This is a genomic window from Acidimicrobiales bacterium, assembly GCA_016716005.1.
GTDB lineage: Bacteria > Actinomycetota > Acidimicrobiia > Acidimicrobiales > JADJXE01 > JADJXE01.
On record JADJXE010000001.1, the window covers coordinates 768314 to 781803 of the forward strand.

The window sequence follows — 13490 nt, forward strand, 5'->3', positions numbered from 1 at the left end:
CGCTCCCCCGGGTCGCCTACTCGCCGGCCATCTCGGCCCGCAGCTCGACCGCCGCCTGGGTCGGACCGTCGCGGCCCCACATCTCGTAGACGACCTCGCGGATCAGCCCGGTGAACGCGAACGGGGCGTCGTAGTCGTCGCTGATGGGCGACCGGCCGTTGCGGCCGATGTCGAGGCCGCCCGATCCGAGCATCCGCACGACGCGGGGCGTCGACGCCGACGCCACCACGGCGCCGTCGACGATCAGCTCCAGCGTGGCCGCGCTCTCTTCCCTCACGACCCGGACCGACACGACCGCCTCTCCCTCGGGCAGCATCGCGGGCGCCGCCACCTTCGTCCGGATGCCGAGCGCGTTGTACTCGAACCGGGCCGCGCCGTCGGCCACGTAGAGCACGTAGCCCACCCCGTGGCTGCCGTGCGCCACGAGCACGCCGTCGTCACCGGCCGCCCGCTCCAGCCGCACGTCGAGCCGCCACGACCGGCCGCCGAGGCGGGGGGCCACGTCGGCCGGCAGGTGCGACAGCGGGGGCAGGTACCGGTAGCGCCCGGACACGTGCGGCGTGCCCGGGCGGGGTGGGCCGGCGAACAGCTCGATGGTGCGGTCGTCGAGGGGGAGCACGCCGTTGCGGCCCGCCTCGACCCACCAGGCGTCCACCAGCTCGCGGAGCTTGTCGGGACGCTCGGCGGCCAGGTCGTGCAGCTCCGAGAAGTCCTCGTCGAGGTGGTAGAGCTCCCAGGCGTCGTCCTCGTAGGGCGTGCCCGCCATGTGGCGGGTCACCGCCTTCCAGCCGTCGAGCCAGATGCCCCGGTGCCCGAGCTGCTCGAAGTACTGCACGCCCTTGCGGCTGGGCGCGTCCGGCTCGTCCCAGGTGTAGGCCAGGCTCACGCCGTGGATCGGCTGCTGGGGATGGCCGCCCACCGTCTCCGGCGCGTCGATGCCCGTCACCTCGAGGATCGTGGGGACGATGTCGACGATGTGGTGGAACTGCGTCCGGATGCCGCCCCCGTCGTGGATGCGGGCGGGCCAGTGCACGATCAGAGGGTCGCGCACCCCGCCCCCGTGGGTGTTCTGCTTGTACCAGCGGAGCGGCGTGTTGCCGGCCTGGGCCCAGCCCCACGGGTAGTTCGAGTGGCTGCGGGGCCCGCCGATCTCGTCGAGCTGGTCGCGGACGATCGCCTCGATGTCCTCGCCCACCAGGTTGAAGAAGCTGAACTCGTCCATCACGCCGTAGGGCCCGCCCTCCTGGCTGGCCCCGTTGTCGGACACGAGGACCACGAGGGTGTCGTCGAGCTCGCCGATGTCCGCGAGGAAGTCGACGAGCCGGCCGAGGTGGTGGTCGGTGTGGTCGAGGAAGGCGGCGAAGGCCTCCTGCAGCCGCGCCGCGAAGCGCTGCTGCGCTGGGGTGAGGTCGTCCCAGGCCGGCACCCCCGGGTTGCGGGGCGCCAGGCCGGTGCCCTCGGGGACCACGCCCAGGGCCTGCTGGCGCTCGAACCACTCCTCGCGCACCACGTCCCAGCCGGCGTCGAAGCGGCCCCGGTACTTGGCCAGGTACTCCGGGGGCGCCTGGTGCGGGGCGTGGGTGGCGCCGAAGGACAGGTACATCAGCCAGGGCCGGTCGGCGCGCACCGACCGCAGGTCGCGGACCATGCCGATGGCCTGGTCGACCAGGTCCTCGGTGAGGTGGTACCCGTCGTCGGGGCCGGCCGGCGGGTCGACGTGGTGGTTGTCGATGGTGAGCTCGGGGTGGAACTGGTCGGTCTCGCCCTGCAGGAACCCGTAGAAGCGGTCGAAGCCCCGGGCGAGGGGCCAGTTGTCGTGCGGGCCGGCCGCCGAGCACTCGATCATGGGCGCCAGGTGCCACTTCCCCACCGCGTAGGTGGCGTAGCCGTAGGGCTCGAGCAGCTCGGCGACGGTGGCCGCGTCGCGGCTGATCGCCCCGCGCATGTGGGGGAAGCCGGTGTCGAAGTTGGACACCGACCGCATGCCCACCGCGTGGTGGTTGCGCCCGGTCAGCAGGCAGGCGCGCGACGGCGAGCACAGGGCGGTGGTGTGGAAGCCCGTGTACCGCAGGCCGCCGGCGGCCAGCCGGTCCATGGTGGGCGTGTCGATGGTGGAGCCGTAGCAGCCGAGGTGCCCGAAGCCCGTGTCGTCGAGCACCACCACCAGCACGTTCGGGGCGCCGCCCGGAGGCCGGGGCGGCGACGGCCACCACGGCGTCGACTCGAGGTGGGTCCGGCCGATCGTGCCGCCGAAGGCCTCGGCCCGGTCCTGGCTCATACGGGTGCCTCCAGCGGTCGGCGCCGCCCGAGGGGCGGCAGGGGCGGCGCGAGGCGGAGCGCCTCGGCCACCAGCTCGTCGCGCCGGGCCCGGCACCCCGGGTCGTCCCAGCGGTTCACGTGCTGCTGCGGGTCGTCGTCGAGGTCGTACAGCTCGCCCTCGGAGCCGTCGTGCAGGGTGCCCGGCAGGTACGTGGTCGCCAGGAGCCCCTCCCGGTAGAGCGTGCGGGCGTGGACCCGGTGGCCTGCGGGGTGCACGCTGTCCCACTCGGTGAGCACCTGCTCGCGCCGCTGGGCGGCGGCATCGTCCTCCGACACCGGCAGGGGCCGCCCCTGCATCCACCCGGGCACCTCGACGCCGGCCACCGCGCAGAACGTCGGGGCCAGGTCGACGAGGCCCACCGGCGCCGCCACCCGGGCCGGCACCGGGCCGGCCGAGGGCGCTGGCCGCCAGACCAGCGGGAGCCGCAGCAGCCCGTCGACGTGGTAGGGGCCCTTGAACAGCAGGCCGAAGTCGCCCTGCAGCTCGCCGTGGTCGGTGGTGACGATCACGTCGGTGTCCTCCCCCCACCCCCGCTGCTCGACGCACCCGAGGATGCGCCCGAGCGCCTCGTCGAGGAGCTCGACCTCCACGTGGACGGCGGCGTTCACCTCGCGCACCTGGTCGGGGGTGAGCGTGGCCGGCACCCACGCCTCGGGCGCCTCGTAGTTGGACACCACCCGGCCCTCGTACCAGGCCATCCAGTGGCGGGGCTTGGCCGACAGGATCCGCTCGCGCTCGGCGGCCGTGGGCGGGTAGCCGGCCGGCAGGTCGAGGTCGCGCCAGCCCACCCGGTGACGCTCGGAGGCGGGCGGGTCCCAGGGGTGGTGGGGGTCGGGGAACGACACCCAGCAGAACCAGTCGGCGTCGTCGGGGAGCGAGTCGAGCCAGGCCAGCGCCCGCTCGGCGACCCAGTCGGTGTGGTACAGGTCCCGAGGGATGGGGTTGACCTTCACCTGCGGGGCGCCGGTGTCGCCGCCGCCCATCTCGTTGACCTGCAGGCCGACGTTGATGACGGGGTAGTAGTCGCCCACGTGCTCCGCGTGCAGCGACTGCATCCAGCGGGCGTAGTGCGTGAACCCGACGGCCCCGTGGGCAGCCAGCTCCATGTGGTCGAAGCCGCGGTGGGGGCCGAACTCGCCGTCGCGGGCCAGTCGGTTCTCGGGGAACCGCAGGAACGGGTCGAAGTAGGGCTCGAAGTGCGACTTGCCGATGAGGGCGGTGCGGTAGCCGGCGCCGTGGAGCACCGTTGCGACGCTGGGCGCGTCGGGCGGCAGGGCGACGCCGTTCATCCACACGCCGTGGGCGCTGACCCCCTGCCCCGTCACCATGGTGGCGCGCGAGGGCATGCACACGACGCTGGCCGGGTGGGCCCGGTCGTAGACGATCCCCTGGGCCGCGAGGCGGTCGACGACCGGGGTGCGGGCCACGGTGCCGCCGTTGCAGCCGAGGCTGTCGTAGCGCTGCTGGTCGGTGGTCACGAACAGGATCTTGCGGCCCATCACCCGGTCTCCAGCATCGTCTCGAGGTTGGCGAGGGCGGCGGCGACGGCCGCGCCGAGCACCAGCACCAGCGGCGCCGGCTCCACCTCCGTCGAGTAGGCCACGAGCGAGTCGGCCGGCCCGAGCTCGAAGACGTCGACGGTGGCGAGGTGCCGGCTGACGGGCACGCCGCCGGTGATCCGGTACTGGAACCGGCGCAGCTCCGGGTCGCACGTGACGATCTGCTCGACCAGCTCGAGGCCCGACGCCAGACCGATCCGGCGGACGTCGCCGTCGACCGTCGACCAGGTGATGCCGGGGAACCAGCCTGCCAGCGCGGCGGCGTCGCCCACCAGCGCCCACACGTCGTCGGCCGAGCGGGCGATGCGCACGGAGCTCCTGGTGGTGGCCACCGCGCCTCAGCGCCCCTCGCCCGCCGGCTCGAAGCGCTCGTCTGGGGTTCGCAGGACGTCCATCGGCCCCTCACCATAAGTACTGACAGTCAACATGTCCATAGTTGGCGAGCCCCCGTGCCCTAGAGCTGGTCGAGGATCTCCTGCAGGCGGGCCCCGTCGGAATCCGTCCAGCCGTCGGCCGGCGCGACCGCTGACCAGCCGGTCACGAAGCTGTCGTTGTAGTTGTGCCCGTGGCCAGGCGAGGTGCTGAAGCCGGCGATGAGGTCGGCGACCACCTGCACGAAGGTGACGCCGGGGAACCAGCCCACGTCCTCGGGCACGTCGAAGCCCGTGGGCGTGTGGCTCCACGGCTGCGGCCGCCAGAGCGTCTCCCAGTTCCACCACGTCACCGGGTCGGACGGGTGCTGCATGTACAGCACCCGCGGGCCGCTCCACGGGGCGTCCGGCAGGTCGCTCGCCCGGTTCATGAACCGCACCGTTCGCCCGCCGTCGAACACCGGCAGCCAGGAAGGGGTGCCGGCCTCTCGGGCCGCCTCCAGCTGGCGCCACACCTCGTTGCCGTTCGTGGGGCCGACGAGGAGCACCCCGACGGCGTCGGCGGTCATGGCCGCCACCGAGGTGGCCGCATCGGGGCCGACGAAGGCCGCCTCGGCGCCGAACGAGCCCAGGCTCTCGCCGTACAGGACCAGCCGGGGACGGGACGCCTCGGGCAGCTGCACCCACCGCTCCTGCACGGCGTCGATGAGGGCCACGCCGGCCTCCGACGCCTTGTCCTTGTCGACGAGGAACGAGATCCAGCTCGGCAGGTAGGAGTACTGCATGGCGGCCATCGCGGTGTCGCCGGCGTGCAGGTACTCGAGGGCGCTGGCCGCGACGGGGTTCACCCAACCGGTGCCGGTGACGGTGACGACGCACAGCACCTCGCGGTCGAAGGCGCCGGTTCGCTCCAGCTCCTGCACGACGACGTCGGCCCGCTCCTCGGGCGTGTCGGCGGTGCGGAGCCCGGCATAGACCCTGATCGGCTCGTCCACCCGCGCCTGCGGCCCGTGGAAGGCCTCGAGGTCGGCCACGCTCGTGGCCCCGGCCACGAAGCTGCGACCCTGCAGACCCAGCGTGTCCCATGCCGCCAGCGAGTCGGGGCTGCCGGACACCAGCGGGCTGGTGGGCTGCTCGACGCCCTCGGCGGTGGTGGTGTCGAGGGTGCCGAACCGGTCGTTGGCGAACTCGATGAGGCGCTTGGCCACCACGTCGTTGCTGAGCGTCACGGTGATCGCGACCACGACGATCACCGTGAGCACCAGGGCCAGCACCCGGTTGACGGAGGTGGCCAGCCGCCGGTCGAGGCCCTTCACCGCGAAGCCGATCACCCGAGCGACGGCGAGCAGGACGCCCGAGAGCACGGCCGTGAGCACCAGCATCGGGAGCACCAGCAGCGGGGACAGGTGCGGCAGGCTCACCAGGTCGCGCTGGTCGCCCTGCGAGATCTGCCACACGACCACGCCGACCACCACCACGGCCGCGGCGACCGCCGCGAGCACCTGCCAGGCGCGGCGCACGGTGCCCGCTCCCGGCCCCCCCGACCCCGACCATCGGGCCGCGGCCCGGCCCAGCACCGCCAGCAGCACGCCCACGCCGTAGCCGATCATGAGGGAGATGGCGCTGACGGCGGCCTGCGACACCCACGACCGCGGGAGCAGCGTGGGGCGGAGAGAGGCGAACCAGAACAGCAGCGCGGCGGCCGCGCCGATCAGGTCGGGCCCGGCCACCAGGGCGCGCCGGAGCCGGTGTTCCGGCACGTCTCCGGCCGCCGTCATCGATCCCGACTCGTCCAACCCGACCCCCAAGCTGCCCGAAGCATGCCGTGCGCCGCCAGCGCCTTCAACCAGGGGGTCACCGGCCGCGCCCGCCCGCCGCGCGAAGGTGGGCGGTGCACAAGTACGTGATCATGGGCATCCAGGGCAGCGGCAAGGGCACCCAGGCGAAGCTGCTGGCCGACGCGTTCGACCTCGAGCACATCAGCGTGGGCGACATCTTCCGCTGGAACGTGCAGCACCACACCAAGCTGGGGGCCCAGGTCCGCCGGATCATGGCCGCCGGCGACCTGGTGGGCGACGAGCTCGTCGAGTCGGTGGTCCGGGAGCGGCTGGCCATGCACGACTGGAACCACGGCTTCGTGGTCGACGGCTTCCCCCGCAACGCCCGGCAGGCCGAGTTCTTCCTCGAGAGCTGGGACCTCGATGCCGTGATCCTCCTCGAGCTCGACGACGACGAGGTCGTCCGCCGGGTGCTGGCTCGCCGCCTCTGCTCCCGATGCGGCGTCGACTACAACCTCATCGCCCACCGCCCGAAGGTCGCCGACGTGTGCGACGTGTGCGGCGGGCGCCTCGAGCCCCGCGAGGACGACACGGGCGAGGCGCTGACCGCCCGGCTGCGGACGTACCACGACAAGACCCGCCCGATCATCGAGCTGTTCGAGCGCAAGGAGTTCGTGGCCCGCGTCGACGCCTCGCGCTCGATCGACGAGGTGCAGGCCGGCATCCGCGCCGCCCTCCGCCTGGCCGGCTGACGCCCAGGCCCGGACCGGGGTCAGTTGCCGAAGTCCCAGCCGTCGCCCTTGGCGTAGGCGCCGAGCACGTTCTTGGCGATCAGGATCCTGTGCACCTCGTCGGGCCCGTCGGCGATCCGCAGGGTGCGAGCGCCCATGTACATGCCGGCGAGCGGCAGGTCGTTGGACACGCCGGCCGCGCCCCACACCTGGATCGCCCGGTCGACCACGCGGGAGTAGGCCGCGGGCACGTACACCTTGATGGCCGAGATGTCGGTGCGGGCCGCCTGCAGCCCCTGGTCGATCTTCTCGGCGGCGTGGATGGTCATGAGACGGGCCGACTGGATGTCGATGTAGCTGTCGGCGATGAAGCCCTGGACGAACTGCTTGTCGGCGAGCAGCCCGCCGTGCACCTGCCGGCTCTGGGCCCGCTCGACCATCAGGTCGAACGCCCGCCACATCTGACCGACCGAGTTCATGCAGTGGTAGATGCGGCCGGCGCCGAGGCGATCCTGCGCGGCCTGGTGGCCCTCGCCGACCCGCCCGAGGATGTTCTCGACCGGGACGCGGACGTTCTCGTAGATCACCTCGCAGTGATCCGACTCGCGCCGCCCCCACACGCCGATGCCCCGGACGATGTTCACCCCGGCCGTGCTGGTGGGCACGATGAACTGCGCCATCTGGCCGGGCTGCTCGCTGGCCGGGTCGGTGGCACGGGCCATCACGATGAAGACGTCGGCGTCGATGCCGTTCGACGTGAACCACTTGTGGCCGTTGATCACCCAGTGGTCGCCGTCGAGCACGGCGGTGGCGTCGAGCGAGCGGGGGTCGGAGCCCGGGTTGTGGGGCTCGGTCATGGAGAAGCCCGACTCCATGGTCCCCTCGATCAGGGGGAGGAGCCAGCGCTGCTTCTGCTCCTCGGTCCCGTACTTCACGAGGATCGACTGGTTGCCGGAGTTGGGCGCCACCACACCGAACAGCGACGCCGCGCCGATGGCATAGGCCAGGACCTCGTTCATGTAGGCGTGGGCGAGGAAGTCGAGCCCCATGCCCCCGTACTCCTGGGGGAGGTGCGGTGCCCACAGGCCGGCCTTCTTCACCTTCTCCTTGATCGCGGCCCGCAGCTCCAGCACCTCGGTGCGCTCGGTCCAGGTCTGGTCCTCCTGGCGGTAGGCCCACAGGCGGCCCTCGTTGGGGAGGATGTCCTCGTTCACGATCTGGGCGGTGCGCATCCGGATGTCGTTGATGCGCTCGTCGAGGGTGGGGACGGGCTTGCAGTTCATGGCCACGCTGAGGGTCCTCTCTGCCGGGCGGGCAGGCGTAAAGCAAGTGCTTGAGTCGTCGCGTACCCTACGCCACGTGGCCCCGCCCCGCCGAGCCGACGACACCACCCGGGCCCGCCTCATCGCCGCGGCCGAGCAGCTCTTCGCCGAGCGTGGCATCGACGCGGTCAGCCTGCGGGAGATCAACCGGGCCTCGGGGGCGAGGAACACCGCCGCCGTCCACTACCACTTCGAGGACCGCGACGACGTGGTGCGGGCCGTGGTGGGCACGCACCGCCCGGCCGTCGACGCCCGGCGCCACGAGCTGCTCGACCGGATCGAGGCGCACCCGCCCGCCCGGCTGCGCGAGCTCGCCGCGGCGCTGGTCGAGCCCGAGGCAGCCGAGCTGGCCAACCCCGACGGGGGCCCGGCGTACCTGCGGATCCACGCCGAGCTGGTGAACCGGCCCCGGCCCCGCTTCGACCCTGCCGCGCCCGACGACCCCACCGACAGCGTGCACCGCTGGCGGGCCCTGGTCGGGCCCCTGCTCGAGCCCAACGCCATGCGCCTCCACCGGCGCTTCACGGCGATCCGGTTCGCGGCGGCCGAGCTCGGGCGGCGAGCAGCGACGGCCCCGCACACCGACGACCGCCTGTTCGTGAGCCACCTGGTCGACCTGGTCGCCGCCATCCTGGCCACCCCGCCCTCGGCCGCGACCGTGGAGCTGGCCGACGAGCGCGACGCCCGGCGGCCGCCCCGCACGGCGCCGGGCCGGGCGCCGGTGTGAGCCTGGCCGGCCTCGGGGCGAGCCGGCGGGCCCGCTCGTCTCGCTGGGGCACGAGGTGGAGCCGAGCGGCACGGCGGCCAGGTCGGCGACCCCGCGATGACGGACCCCGCCGAGCCCTTCGTCGGCGATCAGCCGCCACGTGGCCAGCAGGATGCGCCGGCGAACGGGGTCGGCAGGACCGACGGGGACGTGGACGACGGGCGCCGAGCGCACGAACGTACGATCTTCCCGTACGTGCGTGCCGGGCGGCGGACCGCGGCGAGGAGCGGGGATGAGGGTCGTCTGCCTGGGTGCCGCCGGAGGGATGGGTGCCACCGCCGGCCGCCACCTCGCCCGCCTCGACGGGGTCCACGAGCTGGTGCTGGCCGATCGCGACGGCGCGGGCCTGGGCCGCACCGTCGCCTCGCTGGTCGGCCCGCACCCGCGGGTCGCCACCGCGGTCGTCGACGTGCTCGACCGCGACGCCCTGCGCCGGCTCCTCGAGCCCGCCGACCTGGTGCTCAGCTGCGCCGGGCCGTTCTTCCGGCTCGGTGTGCCGACGCTGCAGGCGGCCATCGCCACCGGCACGACCTATGTCGACATCTGCGACGACCCCGATCCGACCCGCGCCATGCTCGAGCTCGACGGCGCGGCCCGCGAGGCCGGGGTGGCGGCGGTGCTCGGCATGGGCGCGAGCCCGGGCCTGTCGAACCTGCTCGCCCGGCGGGCCGCCGCTCGCCTGGATGAGGTGCACGACTGCTTCACCGGCTGGCCCCTCGACCTCCCCGCGCCCGGCCAGACCTCGAGCCCCAGGGACGAGGGGGCCACCGCCGGAGGCGGCGTGTCGGCTGCGGCCGTGCACCTGATGGAGCAGATCTCGGGATCCATCACCGTGGTGGAGGACGGCCGCCTGGTGGAGCGCCCACCGCTGGCGGCCGTGCCGCTCCGCTACCCGGGCCTGGGTGACGGGGTGGCCTACACCGTGGGCCACCCGGAGCCGCTCACCCTCGTGTCGACGCTGGGGATCACCGGACGGGCCGCCAACGTGATGCTGATGAAGCGGGCGACCGTGCCGTACCTGCGCCGGATCCGCGACGACCTCGACCGGGGGCGGCTGGGGCTCGAGTCGGCGGCGGGGCTGGTGCTGCGGCCCCCGGTCGGCCGGTCGCTGCGAGCCCTGGCCGCGAGCCCGACGGCGGCCTCGCACGGCCGGCTCCCCGCGTTCTTCGCGCTGCTCCGCGGCACGAGGGGCGGCCATCCCCGGCTGGTCGGCTGCCACCTCACCGCCGCGCCGCCCGGGATGGACGGCGCCACGGCGATCCCTGCGGTGCTGGCCGTCGCCCAGCTGCTCGACCACCCGGCCCCGGCCGGCGTGCACCCTCCTGATGCCGTCGTCGACGGCGGCCGGCTGCTCGCCGACCTGCTGCCGTGGTGCACGCCCAGCCCGGCGTCGGCCGACGAGCTGGCGCCCGTGGTCGACGAGGCGTGCTGAGCGGACGACCGCTCCCGCGGCGCCCACCCTCCGGCCCGGCGCGCCGCCCTACAGTTCCCCCGTGGCCCACGAGGACGATTCCGGCGAGCTCCAGCGCGAGATCGGCGCCCTGCGCACCTTCTTCCAGCGCCGGTTCGTCGCCGACCTGGCCGAGCTCGACACGCTGCGCCCGGACGTGGCGATCGTGGGTGCCCCCTTCGACGTGGCCACGACCAACCGGCCCGGCGCCCGGTTCGGGCCCCGTGCCCTGCGGGCCGCCGCCTACCACCCCGGCACCTACCACCTGGGCCTCGGCATCGAGGTGTTCGACTGGCTGCACGTGGTGGACGCGGGCGACGCCTGGTGCCCCCACGGCCAGACGGAGCGCTCGCACGCCAACATCCGCGAACGCGTGCGGGAGGTGGCGCGGCGGGGCATCACACCGATCGTGGTCGGCGGCGACCACTCCGTCACCTGGCCGGCTGCGACCGCCGTGGCCGACGTGGTCGGGTACGGCCGTCTCGGGATGGTGCACTTCGACACCCATGCCGACACCGCCGACACCATCGAGGGCAACCTGGCCTCGCACGGCACCCCGATGCGGCGCCTCATCGAGAGCGGCGCGGTGCGGGGACGCAACTTCGTGCAGATCGGCCTGCGCGGCTACTGGCCGCCCGCCGAGGTGCTGGCCTGGATGCGCGAGCAGGGGCTGCGCTGGCACCTGATGGAGGAGGTCACCGAGCGCGGCGTCGACGCCGTGATCGACGACGCGGTGGCCGAGGCGCTCGACGACTGCGACGCCCTGTACGTGTCGGTCGACATCGACGTGCTCGACCCGGCGTTCGCGCCCGGTACCGGCACCCCCGAACCCGGTGGCATGACCACGGTGGAGCTGCTGCGAGCGATCCGCCGGCTGGTGCTGGCCGCGCCGGTGGTCGCCCTCGACGTGATGGAGGTGGCCCCCGCCTACGACTGGGCCGACCTCACCGTGAACGCCGCCCACCGGGTGATCTACGAAGCGCTCGCGGCCATGGCCCACACGAAGCGCGTCGGCGCAGCCTGAGGCTCGCGGCCGGGGGCGCGCGCCGGTACCCCGGCTCCGCGGCGGAGCCGGGGTGGGCTGGTGAGGCCGCTCATGGCTGGCCGAACAGCTGCATCCTGAGGTCGGTGCGCAGCCCGGGGGTGGTGGTGCCCACGACGGTGCCGTCGGGGCGGACCGTCTCGACCGGCCCGCGGGGATCACCGCGAACCTGCCAGCCGTCGTCGTGGCACAGGTGGTGGTGGTGCCCACACACCCAGATCAGCTCGTCGTCGTTGGTGAGCCCACCCTGCGACCACAGCCGACGGTTGTGGTGGAGCTGGCCCCACCGGCGCCGCCCGCAGCCGAAGAACCGGCAGCCCTGGTCACGGTGCCGGACCCGCCGCCGCAGCTCCGGGCTGGGGTGACGACTGGCCCGCCCCAACCCGACCGGGTTGCCCCAGGCGTCGTCGGCGGACACCTCCAGGTGGGCGTCGCAGGCCAGCCGGCGGAACACGGCGTCGGCCACGGGGGTGCCGTCCTCCAGGGTGGCCACACCGCCACCCTCACCGGTCAGCAGCCCGGCCGACCCGTGCACCACCACTGTCGCCCTCGCCCCGTCCGACACGTCGGCGACACGCAGCGAGACCAGCTCGGTCAGGGCGTCCGCCCACCGGGCGCCCATCCGATCGACGCACCCCTCCACCGCCTCCGCCGGCACCTCACCCGCCAGGCGCTCCAGGACGGCCGCCACCGCCGCCGCGGCATCAGCGGTGAGCAGGCCGCTCACCCCCACCGCCTGGCCGCGGGGCCGCAGGCGCAGGTGGCGGCGACGGCGCACCTCCACCAGCTCCCGGTGGGGCACCGGCGTGGCCGCCGCGGCCAGGCGGGCCAGCTGCTCCACGCTGAGCCCGGGCGCCTCACGCGCCCAGTCGGCGTCGGTCTCCGGAGCCGCGAACCGGACCAGCTGGGCGAGCTGATCCACGCTCACTCGCCCCTCGGCGAGGGCGTCGGCCAGCCGGGGCAGCTCGGCCAACCGCTCTGCCACCCGCAGCTGCTCCACGGCCGAGGCCCGTGCGCAACGGGTCATGCCTGCCAGCCAATCGGCCGCGGTGAGACACCCGTCCTGACGGTGCCCGTCGCGCCGGGCCAGCTCGGCGACCGCCGCCAGCTTCTCCCGCTGCAGCACCTGCACCGCTGCGTCGAGCTGACGCACGGCATCGGTCAGCTCGTCGAGCGAGCACCGAGCCCACCGGTCCTCCGGGCGCTCGTCCCCCGGACCACCCGACGACACACCGGACCCGCCCACACCGGACCCGCCCACACCAGACCCATTCGAACCGAACCCGCTCGGCATGGCCACACCTCCCCGCGCCGACGCCGCACGACAGGCCAGGCGAACCCGGCGATCAGGGAAGTACATACATCCTACATCGAACACCAGTTCGATGTCAAGACCCAACCCCCGGGCCACGCCACCTGCTCCGCGGCCGGCAGGTCAGCTCTGAGCGGGAGGGAGCGAGCCGCCCCTCGGCGATGCACCACCCTTCGCCCGGCCCCGAAGGGCCGTTGGCCCCTCCCGACTGCCGCCGGGACGGCGCACCGTCGTCATGGGGTGGTTCACGACGACGCAGCAGCTGGTCGGGTGCTCGGCCGTTGCGGGCTGCACCACGACGGACGAGGACGCCGGCCGGGGCACCCTCAAGGGCTCGAGCTGGCTGCTGACGTTCCACCTCTGCCACCCGCCGGCCTACGCCGGGGAGCCCGAGGGCGTCTCCGTGTGGTGGGGCTACGGGCTGTTCCCCGATCGCGTCGGCGACCACGTGCCCAAGACGATGCGGCAGTGCACGGGCGAGGAGATCCTCGTCGAGGTGCTCTCGCACCTCGGCTTCCAGGCCGACACCCCGGCGCTCCTCGCCACGCCGAGCTGCATCCCCTGCCTGCTGCCGTACACGACGAGCCAGTTCATGCCCCGAGCCGAGGGCGATCGCCCGAGCGTCGTCCCCGCCGGGACCACGAACCTCGCCTTCGTCGGCCAGTACTGCGAGATCCCCGACAACGTCGTCTACACCGTCGAGTACGCGGTCCAGTCGGCGAGGATCGCCGTCGACACCCTGCTGGGGCTCCCCGAGCCGATCCCACCCACGTACCAGGGACTCGACCACCCCAACGCCCTGGTCGGCACCATGAGGTTCGTCCTCGGGTAGCGGTGCC

11 protein-coding genes are annotated in these 13490 nt (G+C 73.7%); 5 read left to right on the forward strand and 6 right to left on the reverse strand.

Features of this window, described 5'->3' with window-relative positions:
* Positions 1 to 16: 16 nt before the first annotated feature.
* The 4 genes from IPM45_03725 to IPM45_03740 all read right to left on the reverse strand — a co-directional run bounded on the left by IPM45_03725 (position 17) and on the right by IPM45_03740 (position 6028).
* A complete protein-coding gene (locus IPM45_03725; protein ID MBK9178678.1) occupies positions 17 to 2278 on the reverse strand; it encodes an arylsulfatase in 2262 nt (753 codons plus the stop codon).
* A complete protein-coding gene (locus IPM45_03730; protein ID MBK9178679.1) occupies positions 2275 to 3819 on the reverse strand; it encodes a sulfatase-like hydrolase/transferase in 1545 nt (514 codons plus the stop codon). Before IPM45_03730 ends, IPM45_03725 begins: the two co-directional genes overlap by 4 nt.
* Positions 3819 to 4190 carry an SRPBCC family protein gene (locus IPM45_03735; protein ID MBK9178680.1) on the reverse strand — a complete coding sequence of 124 codons (372 nt, stop codon included), beginning with the start codon at positions 4188 to 4190 and terminating at the stop codon, positions 3819 to 3821. The genes IPM45_03730 and IPM45_03735 overlap by 1 nt, the downstream gene beginning before the upstream one ends.
* Before the next feature lie 143 nt (positions 4191 to 4333).
* Complete coding sequence (locus tag IPM45_03740) at positions 4334 to 6028, reverse strand: alpha/beta-hydrolase family protein (GenBank protein MBK9178681.1); 1695 nt, start codon at positions 6026 to 6028, stop codon at positions 4334 to 4336.
* A 113-nt stretch (positions 6029 to 6141) separates the two neighbouring features.
* Here IPM45_03740 and IPM45_03745 point away from each other — a divergent pair, with 113 nt between their 5' ends.
* Positions 6142 to 6780, forward strand: coding sequence for a nucleoside monophosphate kinase (locus tag IPM45_03745; GenBank protein MBK9178682.1), 639 nt, complete (start codon positions 6142 to 6144; stop codon positions 6778 to 6780).
* Positions 6781 to 6800: 20 nt separating this feature from the next.
* On the opposite strand, the gene IPM45_03750 is transcribed toward IPM45_03745, so the two are convergent.
* Positions 6801 to 8042, reverse strand: coding sequence for an acyl-CoA dehydrogenase family protein (locus IPM45_03750; protein MBK9178683.1), 1242 nt, complete (start codon positions 8040 to 8042; stop codon positions 6801 to 6803).
* On the opposite strand from IPM45_03750, the gene IPM45_03755 reads away from it, so the two are divergent.
* The 3 genes from IPM45_03755 (at position 8041) to speB (ending at position 11321) form a co-directional block, all read left to right on the forward strand.
* Entirely contained in the window at positions 8041 to 8808 is a 768-nt protein-coding gene (locus IPM45_03755) for a TetR/AcrR family transcriptional regulator (GenBank protein ID MBK9178684.1), read from the forward strand. The genes IPM45_03750 and IPM45_03755 overlap by 2 nt on opposite strands.
* A 271-nt stretch (positions 8809 to 9079) precedes the next feature.
* A complete protein-coding gene (locus tag IPM45_03760; protein ID MBK9178685.1) occupies positions 9080 to 10279 on the forward strand; it encodes a saccharopine dehydrogenase NADP-binding domain-containing protein in 1200 nt (399 codons plus the stop codon).
* Positions 10173 to 11321, forward strand: coding sequence for an agmatinase (gene speB, locus IPM45_03765; protein ID MBK9178686.1), 1149 nt, complete (start codon positions 10173 to 10175; stop codon positions 11319 to 11321). Before IPM45_03760 ends, speB begins: the two co-directional genes overlap by 107 nt.
* A gap of 70 nt (positions 11322 to 11391) precedes the next feature.
* Here speB and IPM45_03770 read toward each other — a convergent pair whose 3' ends face one another.
* Positions 11392 to 12492, reverse strand: a complete 1101-nt coding sequence (locus IPM45_03770) for a DUF222 domain-containing protein (GenBank protein ID MBK9178687.1) — start codon at positions 12490 to 12492, stop codon at positions 11392 to 11394.
* A 394-nt stretch (positions 12493 to 12886) separates the two neighbouring features.
* Here IPM45_03770 and IPM45_03775 point away from each other — a divergent pair, with 394 nt between their 5' ends.
* Positions 12887 to 13483 (forward strand): oleate hydratase, encoded by a 597-nt coding sequence (locus tag IPM45_03775; protein ID MBK9178688.1) that lies wholly within the window; start codon positions 12887 to 12889, stop codon positions 13481 to 13483.
* Positions 13484 to 13490 lie beyond the last annotated feature (7 nt).

What these genes read in the sequence shown, in the direction of transcription:
- IPM45_03755 (MBK9178684.1), top strand. Translation starts at nt 8,041, where the DNA reads ATGGCCACGCTGAGGGTCCTCTCTGCCGGGCGGGCAGGCGTAAAGCAA.
- IPM45_03740 (MBK9178681.1), bottom strand. Translation starts at nt 6,028, where the DNA reads ATGACGGCGGCCGGAGACGTGCCGGAACACCGGCTCCGGCGCGCCCTG.
- IPM45_03750 (MBK9178683.1), bottom strand. Translation starts at nt 8,042, where the DNA reads ATGAACTGCAAGCCCGTCCCCACCCTCGACGAGCGCATCAACGACATC.
- speB (MBK9178686.1), top strand. Translation starts at nt 10,173, where the DNA reads ATGCCGTCGTCGACGGCGGCCGGCTGCTCGCCGACCTGCTGCCGTGGT.
- IPM45_03730 (MBK9178679.1), bottom strand. Translation starts at nt 3,819, where the DNA reads ATGGGCCGCAAGATCCTGTTCGTGACCACCGACCAGCAGCGCTACGAC.
- IPM45_03760 (MBK9178685.1), top strand. Translation starts at nt 9,080, where the DNA reads ATGAGGGTCGTCTGCCTGGGTGCCGCCGGAGGGATGGGTGCCACCGCC.
- IPM45_03725 (MBK9178678.1), bottom strand. Translation starts at nt 2,278, where the DNA reads ATGAGCCAGGACCGGGCCGAGGCCTTCGGCGGCACGATCGGCCGGACC.
- IPM45_03775 (MBK9178688.1), top strand. Translation starts at nt 12,887, where the DNA reads ATGGGGTGGTTCACGACGACGCAGCAGCTGGTCGGGTGCTCGGCCGTT.